The 20,359-nt window shown below is 61.9% G+C and carries 25 protein-coding genes; 13 read left to right on the top strand and 12 right to left on the bottom strand.

Annotated features, from left to right (window positions below):
- The first annotated feature begins 64 nt into the window (after positions 1–64).
- The gene (locus OPIT5_27505) at positions 65–268 is read left to right on the top strand and encodes a hypothetical protein (protein ID AHF94814.1); all 204 of its coding nucleotides are present in this window, start codon (positions 65–67) and stop codon (positions 266–268) included.
- 217 nt (positions 269–485) lie between these two features.
- Here the strand turns inward: OPIT5_27505 and OPIT5_27500 are convergent, their stop codons facing one another.
- Positions 486–845 (bottom strand): 7-cyano-7-deazaguanine reductase, encoded by a 360-nt coding sequence (locus OPIT5_27500; GenBank protein ID AHF93396.1) that lies wholly within the window; start codon positions 843–845, stop codon positions 486–488.
- A 10-nt stretch (positions 846–855) separates the two neighbouring features.
- On the opposite strand from OPIT5_27500, the gene OPIT5_27495 reads away from it, so the two are divergent.
- Positions 856–978 (top strand): hypothetical protein, encoded by a 123-nt coding sequence (locus tag OPIT5_27495; protein ID AHF94813.1) that lies wholly within the window; start codon positions 856–858, stop codon positions 976–978.
- A 169-nt stretch (positions 979–1,147) separates the two neighbouring features.
- On the opposite strand, the gene OPIT5_27490 is transcribed toward OPIT5_27495, so the two are convergent.
- The 7 genes from OPIT5_27490 to OPIT5_27460 all read right to left on the bottom strand — a co-directional run bounded on the left by OPIT5_27490 (position 1,148) and on the right by OPIT5_27460 (position 4,772).
- Positions 1,148–1,840, bottom strand: a complete 693-nt coding sequence (locus OPIT5_27490) for a 7-carboxy-7-deazaguanine synthase (protein ID AHF93395.1) — start codon at positions 1,838–1,840, stop codon at positions 1,148–1,150.
- A 36-nt stretch (positions 1,841–1,876) separates the two neighbouring features.
- Complete coding sequence (locus tag OPIT5_27485) at positions 1,877–2,350, bottom strand: 6-pyruvoyl tetrahydropterin synthase (protein AHF93394.1); 474 nt, start codon at positions 2,348–2,350, stop codon at positions 1,877–1,879.
- Positions 2,347–3,066: a 7-cyano-7-deazaguanine synthase gene (locus OPIT5_27480; GenBank protein ID AHF93393.1), complete on the bottom strand. Its 720-nt coding sequence runs from the start codon at positions 3,064–3,066 to the stop codon at positions 2,347–2,349. Before OPIT5_27480 ends, OPIT5_27485 begins: the two co-directional genes overlap by 4 nt.
- A 90-nt stretch (positions 3,067–3,156) precedes the next feature.
- On the bottom strand, positions 3,157–3,507 hold the full coding sequence (locus OPIT5_27475) for a hypothetical protein (GenBank protein ID AHF94812.1): 351 nt from the start codon (positions 3,505–3,507) through the stop codon (positions 3,157–3,159).
- 23 nt (positions 3,508–3,530) lie between these two features.
- Positions 3,531–3,989 carry a hypothetical protein gene (locus tag OPIT5_27470; GenBank protein AHF93392.1) on the bottom strand — a complete coding sequence of 153 codons (459 nt, stop codon included), beginning with the start codon at positions 3,987–3,989 and terminating at the stop codon, positions 3,531–3,533.
- Between the two features lie 106 nt (positions 3,990–4,095).
- Complete coding sequence (locus tag OPIT5_27465) at positions 4,096–4,446, bottom strand: hypothetical protein (GenBank protein ID AHF93391.1); 351 nt, start codon at positions 4,444–4,446, stop codon at positions 4,096–4,098.
- Between the two features lie 26 nt (positions 4,447–4,472).
- The gene (locus OPIT5_27460) at positions 4,473–4,772 is read right to left on the bottom strand and encodes a hypothetical protein (protein ID AHF93390.1); all 300 of its coding nucleotides are present in this window, start codon (positions 4,770–4,772) and stop codon (positions 4,473–4,475) included.
- A gap of 166 nt (positions 4,773–4,938) precedes the next feature.
- Between OPIT5_27460 and OPIT5_27455 the strand changes: the two genes are divergently transcribed.
- A complete protein-coding gene (locus OPIT5_27455; protein ID AHF93389.1) occupies positions 4,939–5,388 on the top strand; it encodes an activator of HSP90 ATPase in 450 nt (149 codons plus the stop codon).
- A 181-nt stretch (positions 5,389–5,569) separates the two neighbouring features.
- Here OPIT5_27455 and OPIT5_27450 read toward each other — a convergent pair whose 3' ends face one another.
- The 4 genes from OPIT5_27450 to OPIT5_27435 all read right to left on the bottom strand — a co-directional run bounded on the left by OPIT5_27450 (position 5,570) and on the right by OPIT5_27435 (position 8,687).
- A complete protein-coding gene (locus tag OPIT5_27450) occupies positions 5,570–6,694 on the bottom strand; it encodes an anti-FecI sigma factor FecR (protein ID AHF93388.1) in 1,125 nt (374 codons plus the stop codon).
- Positions 6,695–6,804: 110 nt separating this feature from the next.
- On the bottom strand, positions 6,805–7,380 hold the full coding sequence (locus OPIT5_27445) for an RNA polymerase subunit sigma-24 (protein AHF93387.1): 576 nt from the start codon (positions 7,378–7,380) through the stop codon (positions 6,805–6,807).
- 55 nt (positions 7,381–7,435) lie between these two features.
- Positions 7,436–7,948 (bottom strand): hypothetical protein, encoded by a 513-nt coding sequence (locus tag OPIT5_27440; GenBank protein AHF93386.1) that lies wholly within the window; start codon positions 7,946–7,948, stop codon positions 7,436–7,438.
- Positions 7,949–8,591: 643 nt separating this feature from the next.
- Positions 8,592–8,687 (bottom strand): hypothetical protein, encoded by a 96-nt coding sequence (locus tag OPIT5_27435; protein ID AHF94811.1) that lies wholly within the window; start codon positions 8,685–8,687, stop codon positions 8,592–8,594.
- 511 nt (positions 8,688–9,198) lie between these two features.
- Between OPIT5_27435 and OPIT5_27430 the strand changes: the two genes are divergently transcribed.
- The 10 genes from OPIT5_27430 to OPIT5_27385 all read left to right on the top strand — a co-directional run bounded on the left by OPIT5_27430 (position 9,199) and on the right by OPIT5_27385 (position 20,311).
- Positions 9,199–9,867, top strand: a complete 669-nt coding sequence (locus OPIT5_27430) for a hypothetical protein (GenBank protein ID AHF94810.1) — start codon at positions 9,199–9,201, stop codon at positions 9,865–9,867.
- Between the two features lie 35 nt (positions 9,868–9,902).
- The gene (locus OPIT5_27425) at positions 9,903–9,995 is read left to right on the top strand and encodes a hypothetical protein (protein ID AHF94809.1); all 93 of its coding nucleotides are present in this window, start codon (positions 9,903–9,905) and stop codon (positions 9,993–9,995) included.
- 760 nt (positions 9,996–10,755) lie between these two features.
- On the top strand, positions 10,756–10,929 hold the full coding sequence (locus OPIT5_27420; protein ID AHF94808.1) for a hypothetical protein: 174 nt from the start codon (positions 10,756–10,758) through the stop codon (positions 10,927–10,929).
- Positions 10,930–11,129: 200 nt separating this feature from the next.
- On the top strand, positions 11,130–12,734 hold the full coding sequence (locus OPIT5_27415) for a hemin-binding protein (GenBank protein AHF93385.1): 1,605 nt from the start codon (positions 11,130–11,132) through the stop codon (positions 12,732–12,734).
- Positions 12,735–12,961: 227 nt separating this feature from the next.
- Positions 12,962–14,842 (top strand): biopolymer transporter ExbB, encoded by a 1,881-nt coding sequence (locus OPIT5_27410; protein AHF93384.1) that lies wholly within the window; start codon positions 12,962–12,964, stop codon positions 14,840–14,842.
- Between the two features lie 247 nt (positions 14,843–15,089).
- Positions 15,090–15,494: a transporter gene (locus tag OPIT5_27405; protein AHF93383.1), complete on the top strand. Its 405-nt coding sequence runs from the start codon at positions 15,090–15,092 to the stop codon at positions 15,492–15,494.
- A gap of 30 nt (positions 15,495–15,524) precedes the next feature.
- A complete protein-coding gene (locus OPIT5_27400; GenBank protein ID AHF93382.1) occupies positions 15,525–16,304 on the top strand; it encodes a hypothetical protein in 780 nt (259 codons plus the stop codon).
- 238 nt (positions 16,305–16,542) lie between these two features.
- A complete protein-coding gene (locus OPIT5_27395; GenBank protein AHF93381.1) occupies positions 16,543–18,357 on the top strand; it encodes a hypothetical protein in 1,815 nt (604 codons plus the stop codon).
- 66 nt (positions 18,358–18,423) lie between these two features.
- Positions 18,424–19,173, top strand: coding sequence for a hypothetical protein (locus OPIT5_27390; GenBank protein ID AHF93380.1), 750 nt, complete (start codon positions 18,424–18,426; stop codon positions 19,171–19,173).
- Positions 19,174–19,474: 301 nt separating this feature from the next.
- Entirely contained in the window at positions 19,475–20,311 is an 837-nt protein-coding gene (locus OPIT5_27385) for a peptidyl-prolyl cis-trans isomerase (protein ID AHF93379.1), read from the top strand.
- Positions 20,312–20,359 lie beyond the last annotated feature (48 nt).

Genomic DNA, 20,359 nt, shown 5'->3' with positions numbered 1-20,359 from the left:
CACCGGTCCTGCTGTGCAGTGTGTCTCCGGAGCGGCGCGTTGCCGCGAGGACAAATCCGATCCCATGAAGCAAGACGAGGAAGCGCCGAACCAACAAAGAACCGTCAGCCATCACCTCGTGGCCATAGATTTTGAACAGACGCCGCACCGCGATGAAACCGAAGATCTCCTGGGTGCGATGCTGGATGTTTTTCACCCGGCGGCAGACAACACAGCCGGCGACCCGTGTCATGGCGGACTGGCCGGCGACGGTGCCCTGGCCTGGTGACGGGAGGCTTTCCGGATATTTTTCTTGCCAGGTCGGGCTGCAAGGCCCGGAAGCAGGGATGCCTTGTTGGCCGCGCCGGTGCTTCGTCCGGCGCAATTCTTCGGGTCAGTGTGATGTCCGCCAATGATCCGGTTCCCGGCCGGGGTTTGTTGTTGTTCCCCGGCCGGGAACGAATGGAGGGGCTGAAGCTGGACGTCGGTATTCCGGATTCCGCAGATCAGCCGGCGGCCGATGGCTGCCAGTCGGCGGTGATGACGGACGTGATACCGCCGCGGCCTTTCCAGTTGGCGATGATGGTGAGCGAGCGGGGCCGGAGCGACTGGCCGAGGTCGTCGCAGATCTTGTTGGTGACCGCCTCGAAAAAAATGCCTTCGTTGCGGAAGGCGTGGAAGTAGAGCTTGAGCGACTTGAGCTCCACACACACCTGGTGGGCGACATAACGCACGGTAATCGCGGCGAAATCGGGATGACCGGTGATGGGGCATACCGAGGTAAATTCGTGGTGCGTGTGCTCGATGACGTAATCGCGATGCGGAGCGGGATTGGGAAAGGTTTCGAGAATCTTCGGGTCAGCCATCCGGCGATCCATGCAAAAGGCGGCAGGGACTGAAAGGACGAAGTTGCGAAGCGGCCAAAGCGGCCAAGGGGGGGAAAAGGAACCGCTAATGGATTTCGCCAATGGCGAAATCTTCAGGCACCCCTCCGGCTGATCGCCTCCGGAACACACTGCCGGGGCCTGCTGATCGCAGGCCATTTTGTTTCCATGAATCTGACCGGGCCGCGATCAGCGGCCCCCGACAGTTCCCTGCTGCGACGATCAGTCACAGCTTCACTTTGAAGATTTCGCCTGTTGGCGAAATCCATTAGCGGTTCCTCCCCTCAGTATCCGCGGGCCGGGTCGCCGCCGAGGGGAATGGCGGGGCGGGCGCGGGTGTCGAGGGCGTCCACATTATAGAGACGATGGAGTTGCCAGCCGGCGCGGAAGGGGTCGCCGTGCGTCTTGATCCAGGCGGAAATCGCGCCGAGCACCGCCGGGTCTTCACGGCGCGACCACTCGGGATGCAGCCACACATGCCGCACGGCGCTGACCTCGTCGCCGATGGCGTCCCACCAGCGCCGGATCGAATCGGCATCCTCCACGATGAGCTTGAGTTCGTCGGCCCGGCGAAGGTTTTCCGGCAGCGGCGGCCGGGCCCATTTGGGGCTCACGGTGATCCAGGCGAAGTCTCCGCGAACCGGATACGCGCCGGAGGTTTCCAGGTGCGCGGGCAGGCCGGCGGCCCGGAGCGCGGCCGTCAGCGGACGCAGGTCGTGGATCGCCGGCTCGCCGCCGGTGACCACGGCGAAAACCGCCGCAGTGGCGCGGGCATGCGCGGCCAGTTCGTCCACCGCGATGCGCGGCACGTCGGCGGGCACCCAGTCCGGATGCCACGTGCCGGCGGAGTCGCACCAGGCGCATTTTACGGGGCAGCCGAAGGTGCGGATAAAAAACGCGGCGCGCCCCATGTGGCAGCCCTCGCCCTGCCAGGTGAAGAAGGTTTCGTAAACCGGAAGCGTCGTGCTTGCGCTCATGGGATGATGGTCCCCCCGTCGGGTTGTAGTCGCCGGTCAGACGAGGGCCGGCGGCTCGGGCGGGTGCGGCCGGGGAAGGAAATCGGGGGTGAAGGTGGCGATGTTTTTCGAGTCTTCCGCGACTTCGACCGCGACGAGGAAGGCGCGTCCGCCGGTTTCCTTGTCCACGAGCGCGCCGAGCACCTCGTAAAAATGCCGGGCGAGTCCTTCGCAGGAGCAACTGGGCACGACATGGATTTTCCAGACATCGGGGCAGGCGGCGACGATCTGCTCGCGGAGCGGGTCGTCGGCATTAAAGACGCAGGCATGATCGAGGTGCCGGTCGATCCAGCGCTTGATGAACTGGAGTTTTCCGAAATCGATCACGAATCCGTTTTCGTCCGCGCGGTGGCAGCCGAAAGTCAGCGTGATCGACCAGTTGTGGCCGTGAATCCACGCGCAGTGGCCATCGTGCCTGTGCTGGCGATGCGCGAACGGGATGTCGATCCAGGTTTTCCGGCAGGTGATCATGCGGAAGACGGGAACGGGAGTTTCCAGTGATGGCGAACCAGTTTCTCCACGGACGGCGCGGCCGGGTCGTACTCCGTGGGATCGGGGATGCCGGCGAGCGAAAACGCCTCGCGCCGCTCGATGCACGTCCCGCACACGCCGCAGTGGAGCCGGCCGCCCTTGTAGCAGGACCAGGTTTTTTCGAAGGGCACGCCCAGCGCCGCGCCGCGACGGACGATGTCGGCTTTGGTCAGGCTGACAAACGGACGGTACAGCGAGACGCGGTGCCAGTCGGCGAGCCGGATGGTTTGGTCCACGGCGTCGGCAAACTCGGGGCGGCAGTCGGGATAGATGGCGTGATCGCCGCCGTGCGCGGCATAGGCCACGCGGTCGAATTTTTGCGAGATGGCCCAGCCGGCGGCGATCGAGAGCATGATCATGTTACGATTGGGGACGACGGTGGTCTTCATGACCTCTTCGGAGTAATGCCCGTCGGGCACGGGGATGTCGTCGCTGGTGAGGCTGCTGCCGGAGAGAAGCGGGGCGATGGCGCGCAGGTCGGCGATCCGGTGTTCGACGCCGAGGAGCGCGCAGAGGGAACGGGCGGCCTCCAGCTCGCGGACGTGGCGCTGGCCGTAGTTGATCGAAAGCGCCTTCACCTCGCGGCTTTCGTTCACGAGCTCGTAAAGCAGGACGGTGGAATCGAGTCCGCCCGAGTAGATGACAACAGATTTCATGCAGGTTTTTGTGCGACACGGTAGTCAGCGCGATCCCCGGGCGGAGGCAATGCCGGGGAAAGGGATCGGGGAATTAATGCCGCCTGCGCGTCACCCCGGCAACCTGCGCAAACGTTCTCCGACCTCCCTACTGGAGCGAGTAACCGGGATTTGCTGGCCATTGTCGAGCGCCGCCGTCGTACGGCTGGATGCTCGCTTCAGGGTCGAAAGATGCCGGAAATTCACGATGGCGCTGCGGCTGAGCCGGAGGAACTGCTTGCGAGGCAACACGCTGTTCCAGCCCGTTGGGGTAATCTGAAGGCAAGCCGTAAGGGGTCGCACCTTTATTTTGATATTTTTCCTGTCCTCCCAAGGGGCGTAGACGACGACCTGCGCAAGCCCCTTCTGGGCGGCTGAATGCACTATGTGCTTCGGCTGATAACACGCCTGGTTCTTCTGCAAGCGTCCTTGCGGAGACACTGGCGTTAGCCGGTCACTGCCCGGCGTATCCCGGGCCGGGGATTGCCTGCGAGGACGTGTCCGAATTGCGGATCAGTGGCGGGCGGGCGCAAAAAGATGATTTCACCGGAAGACGTATCGCGGGAAAGGATACGGAGGGTTTCGTTGTGCTCCGCCATCTGGCCGACCAGCTGGCCGATGGTGACGGAGTCGTCCACGCGGTGGATATGGGCGATCCGGGCCAGAAAGCGCCACGGGCCGGCCAGCAGGTCGTAGAGACCGGAAACATGCGGACGGCAGGCGGTCAGGACGAGCGTTCCGGAGGTCGCGGAGAACACGGCCGGATTTTCCGGGAGAACCCTGAAGACGATGGCGGGAGAAGCGGAGGGGTCTTGCGTCCGCTGGCGGGTGTCCGCGAGGCGGTAGATGGAGCTGAGCGGCCAGTCAGCTCTGAGTGGCAGCGGAGAGAGCGCGGTGGCGTTCATGACAGGGCCAGTCTGCCCGGACACCCCGGGCTGCGGGGAGAAAAAACGGCGTGGCGAATGTTAAGTTTGTGTGACGGATGCAGGCGGGTGGCGGAACCGCGGATGCTCAGGCCATCCCGGCCGGTGTTCCGGAACGTGCGGGGAGATGTTTTTCCATTTCGGAAAAGCGGGTGAGATCGAATTCGCTGAAGGCCGGTTCGCTGTCCGGTTGCACAGGGCGGAAGCCGAGTTTTTGCCAGAAGAGGCCCGGGCAGGCCGGATCGGTGGCAGGCGCGCGGAGCCGGACAGTCCGGACATGGGCAGGCAGGTTCTTTTCCCAATTCCGGACGATGGTCGTTCCGAGATGACGCCCGCGCAGATCTTGCGGGACAAAGAAGCGGGTGATCCAGACCGTGTCGCCGGCAGCGACGCTTTGCAGGCAGGGAGGGGGAGGGGAGGACTCGCCTTTTTCGATCATGATGCTGCTACGATAGGACTTCGGTGTTACAGCTTCATGACAACGGCGCGGAATCCGTCCGCTTTTGCGCAAAGGCTGATTTTTCCCGGGGATTGGGTGAAAATCGGGCAACGGAATCGCGACGCGAGTTTGCACGAACCCGGACTGCGCATCGACTCCGCCAAGGCCGTGCGCGGGCTTGGCCACGTCACGTCGGAGTCGGAGAGTGGCTGGCGCGCGCTATCATCCAGTTCAAGACGGACGAAACCCGGAACGGTCCACGCGAGGAAGAAAGGGGGGATATGCGGCCCGGCGTGATCATTCCGGGCGAGGGTTCCCGCATGCATCTGCCAGGACTTCCCCTGAAATCCGGGAGAGCGGTATTGATTGGAGAGGCGGGTGAATCCGGGTTCGCCCCAAAACCGATTGCGATGTCCGCTTCGGCGGGCTTCGTTCGTTGAAGGATTGAAACCAACTGAAAACCGTCACCCTCCGCCAAAAGGAAAAGCAATCATGTCCACCCATACCATCCGCCTGCACCGCGTTCTTCGTTCGACGCCTGAAAAAGTTTATAAAGCCTTCACCGACGCCGATGCGATGTGCCGCTGGCTGCCGCCGTTCGGCTTTACCGGCAAAATGCACCACTTCGAGCCGAAGGCGGGCGGCAGCTTCAGGATGTCGTTCACGAATTTCGGCACCGGCCAGAGCCACAGCTTTGGCGGCAATTTTCTGGAAATGATCCCCGGCGAGCGCCTGCGCTACACCGACAAGTTCGACGACCCCAATCTGCCCGGCGAAATGCAGGTGACGGTCACCCTGAAGAAAGTGTCCTGTGGCACCGAGGTGAACATCGAGCAAGAGGGTGTGCCCGCCGTGATTCCCGCCGAAATGTGCTACCTCGGCTGGCAGGAGTCGCTCATCCAGCTGGCCCGGCTCGTCGAGCCGGAGATTCCGAACGGATGAACCCGATCCGCCCGTCGGGAGGAGGCCAGCGCTCCCCCCGAAGGAGCGGAAAATCCCGGCGAGCCGTCCGCGGCGGCACCTGGCGACCGCTTCTCGGTCGTGCTTGCATTCTCCGGATCGTCCGGCGACCCAAGGCGCAACAGCCGGTATCCGGTGTTGCGCTTTTCACTGCAGTCAGTCGTCAGTCCGGCGACGCCTGGCCGGAGGCCCTGCCGCTTGCTCCGGAGCGGTCGCTCAGCCGGCCGGGCAGGAGGATGACGCGCTCGATCTGGCCATTGTTGCGCACAATGTGCGGATTGAGCGCGCCGGTCAGGCGCAGCACCTCGAAGATTTCCGAAGGCGGGTCCGACTGGAAGCGGGCGGTGATCGTTTCTCCCCCCAGTCGCGGATCCCTGATCTCGACCGGGATCCCGAAGCGTTTTTCCAGGTCCCGCATGGCTGCGGGCACCGGTTCGCGGTCCCAGATGATATCGCCGAGCATCCAGCCGGTGACGGTCTCCGTGACGACAGCCGCCACCTCGCCGCGGCCGGTTTTGGCGGAAAACGAATATTGCTGGCCCGGTGCAATCACCACCGGTTCCGTCTCGCCTTCCCGGCCGGCTCCGGTGACCTGCACCCGCCCCTGCACGAGGGCCACCCGGGCCTCCGTTCCATCGGCAAAGGCCCGGACGTTGAATCGCGTACCGAGAACCGTGATACGCAGGGTTCCGGCCTCGACGACGAACGGACGCGCTTCGTCGTGGGCGACATCGAAGTACGCTTCTCCTGTCAGGCGCACGATTCTCGCGTAGGGGCTGAATGCCGCGGGGTAGGAGAGGGTGCCGTTCGCGTTGAGCGTGATTTTTGTCCCGTCACGCAAGGTCACGGCCAGGCGCTCCCCGCCGCCGGTGGTCCTCTGCACCCAGGCGGCGGAATCGCCCGCGACGACGACGCGCCGCGCGGGCCGGAGGCCGATGAAGAGGATGGCGCCGGCGATGGCCAGGCACATTGCCAGCACGGCGGGGCGCCACGCGAGCCGGCGCCGCCGTATCTTTTTTACCGATACGCGGACGGCGGGCTTTTCCCGCCTGTCCTCCCGCCGGGTGATCTCCTCGAGCCTGCGGGTGGCGCCTTCCAGATCGTAATCGTCCTCCGGCCCGAGCGGGGCGAGCTCCCAGGTGGAGCGCATGCTCTCGAACATCTGCCGCCGGGCAGGATCCTGCAGCAGCGCGACCATCTGCTCGCGTTCCGCGCCAGATGCCTCCCCGACCAGGTAGCGAGTGGCCAGGTTGAAGAAGTATTCGTTGTCGTCAGTGGTGGAATGCATGTGGAGGGGCCTATAATATATGACCCGGAAAATGGGCTGAATCTACTAGTCGGAGCTGAATATTTTTTCCCGGCATGTCCGGTCTGGAGAGATGAATCGGGGGATGTGGTCTAGAAATGACGTTTTATGAGTTCGTAGAGGCGGGGGATCGTCACCTCGATCTGCCGGTTGGCTTCGACCATGTGATTCTGGACCGTGCGGGGCGCGATGTTCAGGGCGGAGGCGATCTGCTTGTAGGACATCTTTTCGAAGCGGTTCATCCGGAAGACCAGTTGCCGCTGCGGCGGCATGCACGCCAGGAGCGCATCCAGTTCTTCCTGGAACTCCCGGAAGAGCAGGCCGCCGTCCGTGCGGTGGCCGTCCACGAGCATGTGCGGGGGCACGTCGTCGATGGCCACCGTGTCGACATCGATCTGTCGCGCCAGCAGCTTCAGGGACTGGTTGTTCACCGAACTGAACAGGTAATTGCGCAGGGTGGTCTTGACGGAGAGGGTCTGCCGGCGGCACCAGATGTTGATGAAGACGTTGGAGGCGGCCTCCTCGGCGTAGTCCTTCCGGCGGAGCAGGTGGAAGGCGAACTTGCACAGGTGCCGGTAGTATTTTTGCTGAAGCAGGATCAGCGCCTTCTCGTCGTGATCGCGGATGCGGAGCATCAGGGTTTCGTCGGTTGTGTCTTCGGTGTGCATGGATCGAGGGTGGTCGCTGTGACGAGGGAGAGTCGGTTGTCCGGTCAGCGGTGGTTCATCTGGATGGACGGGGGGCGGCCAGATCCTGCCGTTCAAATCCGGTTGCGCCGGTCCGGTTGGGCCCGGGGATGGCGATCCTGTCCTCGGGCCACTGGACGCGAACCACGATCTTGCGGTTATGGCGTACGAACACGACGCCCACCATCGAGGACACGTCGGTGAACAGGCGCGCCAGGGTCACCGTCTCGCGGGATTCGAGTTCCATGGTGGTTTTGAGCGGCAACTGGGTGGCGAGGTAGACGAACTTCAGCCCCGTCTGCTGCTCCACGAGGGAGAAAATTTCCGGCAGGGTCGCTGGTTTCATCTTGATCGCGGCCACGCTGACCGGGGTGCGGACCAGGACGGGGTCGGTAAAGTAATCGATCGGGTCGGCCGGGGGAGGGGTGGCGTGCCCGAGGCTTGCGATGGTGAGGAGAAAGAGCCACCGGGCCGTGCGCCGGGAAGGTGCGACCCGGAAGGAGGCAGATATCGGCCACGGCGGGCATCGGAAAAAATGGATAAAGTGCACAATAGTAAGACCCGTTTTTTCGCCCCGATCTACTAGTCACCTTTGTGACATTCAGGTTACATTGTGCCGGCCGGTCCGGAATCGGGCGGTTTGTCCTGTCACCGTTTCTTTATATTAATAGTTGCCGCACGGAAATGAAACCTGTTGGCGAGAATATTGAAGGTGTCTGGCACTTGATATAATCTGACAAAAAAGCCTTCAGGCCGGTTTTACAGACAAATTTTTCCCCTCATTCAAAACGTAACAGGTTTGTAACCTGCGCGACTAGTAGATCGGGGGGTAAAAACGGGTCTTATTATTTGAAGGCAAATTCACCGCTTCAGCCAACGATCCAAACCTGTCCAGCCCGGCCTCCGCCTCCCTCCCATGCCAGCCACCCTTGATATCATCCATGCCTCCGATCCGGAGATTCGTGCCGCGGGCCGCGTCGCGCAAGGGTGGATGCTGATGATTCCTGTTCCGGCATGGGGGAACCGGGCGAGGAGGCAGGTCCGGGTGCTCCGGCTCTCTCCGGTGATTCCGGAGTTCCCGCCGGCACCCCGTCCGGCGGCCTGGACGAATCCCATGACAGCGCGCCAGCGCGTTGCCCTCGCAACTTCCCGACCGGCCACGTTCCCAACCGGTCGGGCAGAAAAACAACAACTCAGGGAACAAGGAAAAATCCTATGAAAGCTAAAAACATACTCATGGCGAGCGCGCTCGCCATTTCGTCCGCCTCCTTGGCGCTCGCTGCTGACATTGAAATCCGCATCACCGGGGCCACGGCGTTTCGTGCGTCAGCGGATAGTGCAATCCAAAATATCCTTGGTAGTCCAACGGTATCTTGGGTTGGAACCAGTACGTCTGCCTCGGCTAACCAAGCGATTTATCGCGGAACGCTGGGTTCAGATACTGTAACCATCAAAACCACTTGGTCCGGTTCTGCCGCAGGCGTTGGTGCGCTGGCACTGCAGACTCAACCGGTTCTTGATTGGCTGGATGATGAAGCCTTGGGCACTCCCGGGCAGATTTCTCCAGAGGATGCGGCAGATCTACAGGTTCCGGGGATAGCCCATGCGGCATTTTCAGACGTATACCAAGGATCTACCATCTATACCCAGTACAGTGACCCAGCCCTGCCGACTGATCCGCATGTAAGGCTGGAGGACAATCCTGTTGGTGTCATTCCGTTCGTGTTCGTCCGGGGATCCAGCAGCAATAGTGCTACTGCCCCTGGCAGCGGAGGAGCGTGGAATGGTCATTTCCATAGTGTGACCAACATCACGACCCAGCAGGCTCGTCTGATCTGGGAAGTGGGAGCTCCGCTTTCCTTCTTCACGAAGAACGAGGATCACTTTGCGTTCAAAGTGCTGCCGCTGGGACGTAATGACAGTTCGGGAACCCGTATCACCACGCTGGCTGAAATCAACTTCCCTACGTACAACCTGACACCAGTCATTAACCAGTACCAAGCCTCGGTCAGCGGTTCCGCCATCACTGCGGTCGTCTCGATCGGTGGCGGCGGCGAGTCCAGTGGCGGAACGCTTGCCGGCATTGTGGGTAACTCGGTGGCTGCCAATGCGACGGTGGATTCGGCAACGATTCCTTTCGGTCTCGTTACCTACCTTGGCATCAGTGATGCCGCCAATGTTGCGGGTATTACCTTCAATGGCACCACGGGGGAGTTTGGTTCGACATCGGACAACCTGGTCTTGAGCTACAACGGCGTGCCTTTCTCCTATGACGCCGTCAAGGAAGGCAAGTACACACTTTGGGGCTACGAGCATGTTTATTATCGTCCGACACTGGGGAGTCCCGAACTCCCGGTGGTGACGGCCCTTATTAATCAAATCGTGGAGACCGATGCGGCAGTCGCCGGCATCTTGTTGGAGGATGTGAATGTCACTCGGCAGACTGAGGGCGGGGTTGTTTATCCGTAATCCTCCGGAATCATATCTGGCATGAGGCTTCCGGTGTGAACCGGAAGCCGATCGGCAACGATCAAGTTCAGGAGGGGAAATACAAATATTTCCCCTCATATATTTTTTTCGCAACCAAAAATAAATAATACTATGAGAAAATCAACACTTCCTTCTGTCATGGCTCTGCTCGGTATTGCCTTGGCGGCCCATTCCCAAGCGGTCACAATCGAATCCGGTGACCTTATCCTTGGGTTTAAGGCGACCAGTGGAACGGGCCAACAGAGCAATCTGGAGATAAACTTGGGCAATATATCCAATTATAAAGACCTTAGCGCAAATACGACCTTTACGATCACATCCGTTAACGCCCTCAATACATCGGAACGTTTTAGTCTCGGTGCCGATCTTGTGGCTACTTATGGCTCTGGTTGGAACACGCGGGCGGATCTTACATTTGGGGTCATTGGTTCTAACACAACAACCGGATTCTCAAACCAAATTGGATTCCTGACCCAAGGGAATCAAGCTGGTGAATTGCCTAAGGGGCTTAGCACATATGCACGACCCAGCATTGATACAAGCACGACAGCTGCCGGGATTTATGCGCCATATACATCTCTCGTGCAGGACACGGCGAACGGACTCTTTAGGGCCAGCGCCACCGAGAACAATTCCTATGCCGGAATTGTTGATGTTCTTGTTAGTGGGGTTAATAATCTGAACAGCTGGACCGTCGCTACATCTAATAACGGTAACGTTGTGACTGCGGTAGTAGGCAGGCGTCCTGCGATCAGCTATGCCTCCTTTTCGGTCAACACCGATTTCTCCGATTCGGATTGGCAGGTTCTGGATTTGTATGAGGTAACTTGGGATTCCACAAGCGGGACTTATCTCGGAACCTTCGGCTTGGATGCCGACGGGAATCTGGCATTCAGCAACAATCCGTCGTTTTTCAGCTTTCCTCCCGACTACTCCCAAGTGCCCGAGTCCGCTACTTACGCGATCCTGATCGGCGCGCTGGCGCTCGGTTTTGTCGGCTACCGCCGCTGGAAACTCAACCGGGAGGTTCTCGCTGCCTGATTCTCCCGCACGGATTCCTTTTTGTCAGAGTCATAAATAACAACGGTCGTGCAGCCGTTCCACCCGGGTGGAACGGCTGCCTTAATCACATCGGGAAAATTGTAACCTTCTTTTAACACAAGACTGCCGGCCATCGTGACGAGTACCCGTCATCGGTCCAGGTCGCCATTAAGGATTTTACCGCCCGCCACCACTCATTGATGCCGCTTTTCCCTCGCCACTCGCCGGTGAACCTCGCGTTCGCCTCCCTTGTTTTTTCCTGCCTGTGCGGGTCCGCCGGACTCTTCGCCCAGGCAACCGGCGCTTCTGCGCCTGCGCCCCGGCGGCTCGATGTGTTCGAGTACCGCATCGCGGGCGTGCAGAGGCTGACGCCGCTCGAAGTCGAAACCGCCCTGTATCCGTTCCTCGGCGAGGCCCGCACGGCCGAGGACGTCGAGGGAGCCCGCGCCGCGCTCGAAAAAGCCTACCAGGCCAAGGGCTACCAGACGGTGGTGGTGCAGGTACCCGCCCAGCAGGTGACCGATGGCGCGGTCTATCTCCAGGTCATCGAGGGCAAGGTGGGCCGGCTGCGCGTCCGGGGTTCCCGCTACTACGATCTCGACGCGATCAAGGAAAAGGCCCCGTCGCTCGCCGAGGGCGAGGTGCCCGATTTCAACGCCGTCACCCGCGACATCGTCGCGCTCAACCAGTCGCCCGACCGGCGGGTCACCCCGGCCCTTCGCGCCGGTGTCGTGCCGGGCACGGTGGATATCGACCTCAATGTCGAGGACACGCTCCCGCTCCACGGCAGCCTCGAACTCAACAACCGCCACAGCGCGGATACGAAGCCGCTGCGTCTCAACGGCTCGCTTACCTACAACAACCTCTGGCAGCTCGAGCACTCCGCCGGCCTCAGTTTCCAGATCGCGCCGCAGCGGCTCGACGACGCGGAGGTGTTTTCCGCCTGGTACCTGGCGCGCCTGCCCGATTCGCCGGTCAGCCTCCTCATCCAGGGAGTGAAGCAGGACAGCAACGTGTCCACCCTCGGCACGTTCGATGTAGCCGGCCGCGGCGACATCGTCGGCATACAGGCCATCATCAGCCTCGGCGGCTCCGAGTCCTTTTCGCACAGCCTGAGCATCGGCATCGATTACAAGCACTACGACCAGACGCTGACCGTGACCGGCGATCCCGACGACATTGCCACGCCCGTCACCTACTGGCCGCTCGGGCTCAATTACTCCCTGACGTCGTTCGGGAAAAAGGCGACCACACAGCTCAACGCCGGACTCAATTTCCATGTGCGCGGCCTCGGCAGCGATCCCGAGGAATTCGACGCACGGCGTTACGGGGCCGATGGCAGCTACATCTATTTCCGCGGCGATCTTTCGCAGACCCGCGAACTCGGCGGGGACTGGCAGCTTTACGGCACGGTCATGGGACAACTCGCCAGCCAGCCGCTGGTCTCCGGCGAACAGTTCGGGGCCGGCGGCCTGGGCACCGTGCGCGGCTACCTCGAAAGCGAGGCGCTCGGCGACAACGGCATCGCGTTTTCCGCCGAATTGCGCGCGCCGCCGCTCACGCTCGGCAAGCGCCTCGACGAATGGCGCTTTTATGTCTTCGCCGAGTGGGCGGGACTCACGCTCAGGGATCCGCTGCCCGACCAGGATTCCCGCTTCCAGCTCGCCAGCATCGGCGCCGGCACGCGGCTGAAGTTCCGCGAGCACTACAACGGCTCGCTCGATTTCGGGCTGCCGCTGCTGAGCGAAGGCCGCACCGACCGCTATGAACCCCGCCTCACCTTCCGCCTGTGGGCCGAATTCTGAAAAACGCCGAAATGAACCACAGGGACATCCATTTTTTTCGAACCGTTTTGGCCGCAAAAGAACGCAAAGGGTCTGTTTGCAGGGAAACCCTCCATGGCGCCTATAGGCGCCACGCAGCACTACATCTGCATGGAGATATTTGCGCTCCTTTCGCGGCTAAAAAATCCGTCACTGGCAGCCTCCCCATCCTTCGCGGCCGCCCCGCTCCGCACCAACGAATGTCATCTATGAAACGACCGACCCGATTCCGGATCAAAAATGCACTACTCGGCCTCGTGGCCCTGCTCGGCCTTCCCGGCATGGCCCATGCCTGGTGGAACGACGAGTGGGCGCTGCGCAAGCAACTCACGATCGATACGACGCCCGCCGGGGCCGATATCGCCGAACCGGTCGGCGGAGCGCCTGTCCTGGTGCGGTTGCACATCGGCAACTTCCAGTTCGATCAGGCCCGGCCCGACGGGGCCGACATCCGTTTCCTCGCCGAGGACGACAAGACGGTGCTTCCCTACCACGTCGCGCAGTTCGATTCGCTCCTCGGCGAGGCGTTTGTCTGGGTGCGCGTTCCCGATATCAAGCCCGGCGCGCAAACCGTGATCCGGCTCTATTACGGCAACCAGGCCGCGCCCTCAGTCGAAAACGCGAAAGGCACTTTCGATGCCGACACGGTTCTCGCCTGGCACTTCGGCGAACGCGGCCAGCCGGCCCGGGATTTTTCGGGCAACGACAACAATGCGGCCAACCCCGGTATTCCGGCCGAGGGCACACTTATCGGCACGGGCCTGCGTTTCGACGGCACCTCCGCCATCACCGTTCCCGCCACACCCTCGCTCGTCTGGTCCGCCAACGCTCCGCTGACCTGGTCGGCCTGGGTGAAACCCGCCACGCTTGCCGGACGCGCCATTATCTACAGCCGCCGTAGCGGCTCGCAAGCCGCCTTCCTCGTCGGCGCCGACCAGGGCGTCCCTTTTGTCGAGATCACCGCTTCCGGCACCACCCTCCGCACACCGGCCGGGGCGCCGCTCGCCGTCAATGCCTGGCATCACCTTGCCGTCGTCGCCGACGGCTCCCGGATCATCCTCTACGTCGACGGAAGCGCTTATGCCACGCTTGACGGCGGTATCCCCGCGTTCGATACGCCGGCCGCGCTCGGCGGTGATCGCGCCGCGCCCGATGCCGCCATCACGGCCGGTTTCACCGGAGAACTCGTCGAATTCCAGCTTTCCCGCACCGCTCGCCCGTCCGGCTTCATCCGATTCCTCGCCACTTCGCAGGGGGGAGACTCGGGCCCCCGCGTCGCTCTGGTTGGAGAGGAAGAATACTCGGGCGGCGGTGGCGGGAATCATTCCGGTTATTTCACGGTCATCATCCAGAACCTCACCTTCGATGGCTGGATCGTCATCGTCATCCTCGGGGTGATGAGCGCGATCAGCATCGCCGTCATGGTGGCCAAAAACAGTTACATCGACGCGGTCCGCAAGGGGAACGAGCGGTTCCTGAAGCTGTTCAACGAGCACGTCGCCACCGACCTCACCACACTCGACAACGCCAACCATCAGGTTTCTTCGCTCGGCGGCCAGCTCACCGATGCCGAGCGCAAGCTGATTGCCCGCGCGCCGCTCTACCGGCTTTACCACATCGGCGCCGAGGAAATCCGCAAGCGCCTCTCGGAGGTGAAAAACGGCGATGAAAAGTCCCTTTCCTCGCATGCCATCAAGGCGATTACCGCGAGCATGGACGGCGGCCGTGTCCGCGAACAGCAGCGCCTCAACAAGCAGATGGTGCTTTTGACGATTGCCATTTCCGGTGGTCCGTTCCTCGGGCTGCTCGGCACGGTGGTCGGTGTGATGATCACCTTTGCCGCGGTGGCGATGGCCGGCGACGTCAACGTCAACGCGATCGCGCCCGGCATCGCCGCCGCGCTGCTGGCGACCGTGGCCGGCCTGGCCGTGGCGATCCCCGCGCTGTTCGGCTACAACTACCTGCTCACTCGCGTGAAGGACGTGACCGCCGACATGCAGGTCTTCGTGGACGAGTTCGTCACCAAGGTCGCCGAATTTTACCCAAAGCGCGCCTCCGAAAAAGCCCGCCTCGCCGGTACCGAAAACTGAAGCCGCCAAAAAACATCGATCCGGATGAACCACCCGAACCTCCATTTTTCCCAAACCGTTTTGGCCGCGAAAGAGCGCAAAGGGTCTGTTTGCAGGGAAACCCTCCATGGCGCCTATAGGCGCCACGCCGCGCTTCATCCGCAGGGGGATATTTGCGCCCTTTCGCGGCCAATAAATTCCGCTCCTTGCGGTCAACTCTGAACACCAAACCCGAAACTCTGAACCCGAAACCGGAGCGAAGCTCACCATGACCGTCCAGGACGAAAGCAAACCTTACGACGACATCAACATCACGCCCATGCTGGATCTGGCGTACGTGCTGCTCGTCATTTTTATCCTCATGTGCACGGCCTCGGTCGCCGGGACGAAAGTCAACCTGCCGAAATCGAGCAACACACCGGCCAGCCTCGCCAAGCCGAAGACGAAGGCGATTACGGTGAACAACGAGGGACGTGTCTTTCTGGATACGGTGCCGGTGACGCTCACCGAACTCGAACAGCGGCTCAACTCGCAGAAATCGATCACGCCGGATTTCCCGGTGGTGGTGCGCGGCGACAGCCTCACGCAATACCAGGGCATCATGGATGTGCTCGATGTGCTCGGCCGCGTCGGCATCGCGCAAGTCGGCCTCGCCACCAAGGCCGGCAAATAACCCAACAACCCGCCGACCCGAACTGTTTTCATGACATCATCTTCTGACAACAACCATCAAAACGATGACGCCCCTCTCGAAGAAGAGGAGGAGATGGGCTTTTTCCAGCGCCATGCGATCCTGCTCGGCGTGGGAGCCATCGCTCTGGCCGGCATCATCGTGGCGGTGTTCCAGTCATGCTCGGGGGATAAACCCGCGCCGCGTCGCGCAGCCCCCGAGTTGTCGATGATCCGGGTGGACGTGCCGCCGCCACCGCCGCCTCCTCCGGTGCCGCGCCCGGAACCGGAACCGGAAAACTCGCCGACCGATCCGCAGGAGATGATCGCGCAGGAGCCGATCGCACCGGATGAGGAAAAACCGTCCGCCACTCCGGAGGCACCGGCGGACGAGCAACCGGCGGGCGAGACCATGGGCACCAGTATCCAGGGCAACGGTCCTCCCGACGGGTTCGGGCTGGTCGGCAGCGGGGGCGGCGGGATTGTCGGTCTCGGCGGCGCCGGTACCGGAGGCGGCGGACAACGCGCGGTCAGCCGCTGGGGCTGGTACGGCAGCCAGGTGCAGAAGCAGATTCACGATGCGCTGCTCGAAAACAAAACCACGCGCAGCGCCCCCGATGTGCGCATCGTGGTGCGGCTCTGGCCCGATGCCGCGGGCCGCATCACGCATGCCGAACTGGCGCGAACGACAGGAGATCCCGCTCTCGACGAGGCGATCCGGAAAGAAGTGCTCACCGGCCTGACCCTGCGTGAACCGCCTCCCTCCGACATGCCCCTGCCCATTGTCCTGCGCATCACCGGAAAACGTCCGTAGCGCCAAAACGCTGAAGCTACCGATCTGCATGAATCACAAAACCGCCAATTTTTCTCACACCGTTTTAGCCGCGAAAGAGCGCAAAGGGTCTGTTTGCAGGGAAACTCTCCATGGCGCCTATAGGCGCCACGCAGCACTTCATCTGCATGGAGATCTTTGCGCTCTTTCGCGGCCAAAAATCCGTTCCCGGAAGCCGGCTAGATCCAGACCCGATTCCGAACGCTCAACCCATTTTCATATGACGATCACCCGTAAACTGCTGACATTTCTTTCGGCCTTCAGCTTCGCTGTCTCGGCTGCCCTCCCGGCGGCTGCCGCTGAGACCGGCGCCATGAACCGTCTGGTGCAGATGCTGGTCGAGCAAAAGACGCTTACGCCCGAGCAGGGACAGTTGCTGGTGCAGATCGCCGAAGAGGAAAAGGCCGCCGTGGCGAAAGAAGTCAGGGAGGCCGTGCAGCAGGCGATGCAGACTGCGCCGGCGGCGCCTGCTTCCTCCGCTCCGGCATCGGGGGTCGCCGCCGCCTCCCCGCCGCCTGCCGGCTCCACCGTCGTCACCACGACCGGCAGCGACGGGCTGCTGCGCGTCACCTACGTGCCCGAAGTCGTCAAGCGGCAACTCCGCGAGGACATCAAACAGGAGGTCATGAAACAGGCCCGCGAGGAAAACTGGGCGGCCCCCCGCTCGTTTCCCGAATGGACTTCGCGCCTGCGCCTTTCCGGCGATTTCCGGTTCCGCTACGAAGGGGACTATTTCCCCTCCGGCAACGACACCACGGGGGTATTTCCCAATTTCAATGCTATCAACAACGGCAGCCCTTACGATGTCTCGCTCGCCAATTCCGAGGAATTCGCTCCGCAACAGAACGTGGACCAGGACCGCGAGCGCCTCCGGCTCCGCGCCCGCCTCGGTCTCGAGGCCGATCTCGGCGAAAATTTCACCGCCGGTTTCCGCCTCGTCACGGGCAACGACGACTCGCCCGTTTCCACCAACCAGAGCATGGGAGCGGACGGCCTCGGTTCCAAATATGCCATCTGGCTCGACCGCGCCTTTCTCCGCTACGACGTGCCCGGCCTGACGTCCGACAAGGCCGTCACCCTCACGGTTGGCCGGTTCGAGAATCCGTTCTTTTCCACCGATCTGGTCTGGGACGACGACCTCGGTTTCGACGGCATTCTCGCCCAGGCCCGTTACGGCATCGGCCGGCCGGTCACGCCGTTTTTCACCATCGGCGCATTCCCGGTTTACAACACCGATTTCAACTTCTCCAGCAACCGGCCGGACAAATTCAAAAGCGACGACAAGTGGCTTTACGGCGGCCAGCTCGGGTTCGACTGGAAACTGAGCGACGACCTTTCGCTGAAGGTCGGCGTGGCCTACTACGATTTCGTCAACGTGGAGGGCAAGCTGTCCACGCCCTACACGCCGCTCACCTCGGCCGATGGCGGCGACACCGATTCCCGCCGCCCTTCCTTTGCCCAGAAGGGCAACACCTATATGGCCCTGCGCAACATCCTGCCTGCCGACTCCAATCAGCTCGGGCTGGCGGATCAGTGGCAGTATTTCGGGCTGGCCACGCCATTCCGCGAACTGGCGCTGACGGCCAGGCTCGACTTCAAGCGGTTCGATCCGGTGCATCTCTCGCTGGAAGCGGAGTTCGTCAAAAACCTCGCCTACGAGGAATCCGCCGTCGCTGCCAAGGCGATCAACAACCGGATTTTCCTGACGGACGACGATGACGATCCCGGCATCTTCGAGGGCGGCGACATGGGCTGGCTGGTCCGGCTCAATGTCGGCAATCCCGTGCTGGAAAAGCGGTGGGACTGGCAGGCCAGTATCGCCTACAAATACGTCGAGTCCGATGCCGTGGTGGACGGTTTTACGGATTCCGACTTCGGCCTGGGGGGCACCAACCTCAAGGGCTACATCCTCGGAGTGAGCGTGGGGCTTTCCAAGCGCGTCAACGGTCGTATCCGCTGGCTCAGCGCCGACTCCGTCTCAGGTCCCGCCTACTCCGCGGACGTCTTCCAGTTCGACATCAACGCAAGGTTCTGAGGGCACGCTTTGATGCAACCCAAATCCCATTTTCCAGACAGACGAACCAACCGCGAATGAACACGAATGAACGCGAATATTTTTATCACGATAATGACCAACATGAAGAAAATAAGGATTAGTTCTTTATTCGCGTCCATTCGCGTCCATTCGCGGTTAAAACGGCTTTTGGAAAAAGCGGCCGTTCTTGCGCTGCTCGTGCTTGCGGTTGCCGGCCCGGCCGCCTTCGCCCAAACCCAGCCTGACAACACCATGGAGCTTCGTTTGCGTGAGGCCCTGCGCAATACCACGCTTCAGCTCCGCGCCGCCCAGAGCGAGAACGCCGCGCTCCAGGTGGCGCAGGCCGAGCTCGAAAAGGAACGCGATGCCCTGAAAAAGCAGATCGCCGCCCTGGCGAAGCAGGGCGAGAAGGACCGCGCCGCTGCCGCGAAAGAAATCGCCGACCTGAAGGCCGTTGTGGTTTCGCAGGAGGAGAAGGCCGCGCAGCTCTCCGCCGACCTGGCAAAGTGGAAAGAATCCTCGCAGCAGGCGACCACGCTGGCGGATTCGCGGGAGCAGGCCCGCGCTGCTCTCGAAACCCGCGCGGCCGGGCTCGATCGGGCGCTGGCCGATTGCGAAGCGCGCAACATCGCACTGGTCAAGGTCGGCAATGAAATCCTCGACCGTCTGGAAAAGTTCGGCCTCGGCGATGCGATCCGGGCACGCGAGCCGTTCATCGGCACCAAGCGCGTGGAAATCCAGAACCTGGTTCAGGATTACGCCGACAGGATCATGGACCAGAAATACACGCCTGCGGCAGGAGAAACACAGAAGTGAACCACAAAGACATCCATTTTTCTCAAACCGTTTTGGCCGCGAAAGGGCGCAAAAATCTCCACGTAGATGAAACGTTGCGTGGCGCCTATAGGCGCCGTGGAGAGTTTCCCTGCATAAAGACCCTTTGCGCTCTTTCGCGGCCAAAAAATTCCGCTCCTTGCGGTCAACTGGATCCGAACCCCGAACCTGAACTCTCCACCTGAACTTTTTTATGAAAACGACACACACACTGCTGTCTCTCCTTGCGGCCGTCAGCTTTATTTCCTCGTCCGTTTCGGCGGCCACTACCGATGCCGCTGGCATCCTCGCCCGCGTCAGCGACACCGATGTCAGGACCGACGAAATCCGCGCCGCGCTCGAAACGCTCGATCCCCGCGAACAGGCCGCGCTCGCCCGCGATCCCAACCTGCTCGCCCAGGCGGTGCGCTCGCTGCTCGCCCGGCAGATCGTGCTGAAGGAGGCGCTGGCGAAAAAATGGGACCAGCAACCCGAAGCCGCCGCGCTGCTGCAACGCGCCCGGGAAAACGCCATTGTCGAAGGCTATCTCCAGTCCGTTTCGACGCCGCCGGAGGGTTATCCATCCGACGCGGAACTGCAGACCTTTTACGAGGCGAACAAGGCACGGCTCCAGGTGCCCCGCCAGTATCGCATCGCGCAGATCTTCATCGCGCTGCCGAAAGATGCGGACAAGGCCGCGACCGAAAGCGCCGAGGCAAAGCTGGCCGCCGTGCGTCGTCAACTCGGGCAGCCGGAGGCGGATTTTGCCGGCGTGGCCCGCGCACACAGCGATGAAAAGGTCAGCGCGGAAAACGGAGGCGAGGCCGGCTGGGTATTGGAAACACAATTACGCCCGGAAATCCTAGAAGCGGTGGCCGCGCTCGCTCCCGGCAGTCTCTCCGCGCCGGTCCGGCTCGACGACGGCTGGCACATCGTCAAGGCGCTGGAAACGAAGGAACCCTACACGCTCGGCCTGACGGAAGTGCGCGGGCAACTCGCGCAGCAACTGCGCGCCGAACGGGCTCGCGCCAACCGGCAGGCCTGGATGGCCCGGCTGCTGGAGCAGAATCCGATGGCGATCAACGAACTCGCCCTCTCGCAGGTGCTCGCGCCTGGAGGGACTGCAAAAGCTGGAAACTGAACACCAACCGGACCAACCGCTGATGGACGCAATGACCAGGCATGGAAA

This window comes from Opitutaceae bacterium TAV5, from assembly GCA_000242935.3.
GTDB lineage: Bacteria > Verrucomicrobiota > Verrucomicrobiia > Opitutales > Opitutaceae > Geminisphaera.
The sequence above is the reverse complement of the archived record's forward strand: the minus strand, read 5'-3'. Positions and strand labels throughout refer to the sequence as shown.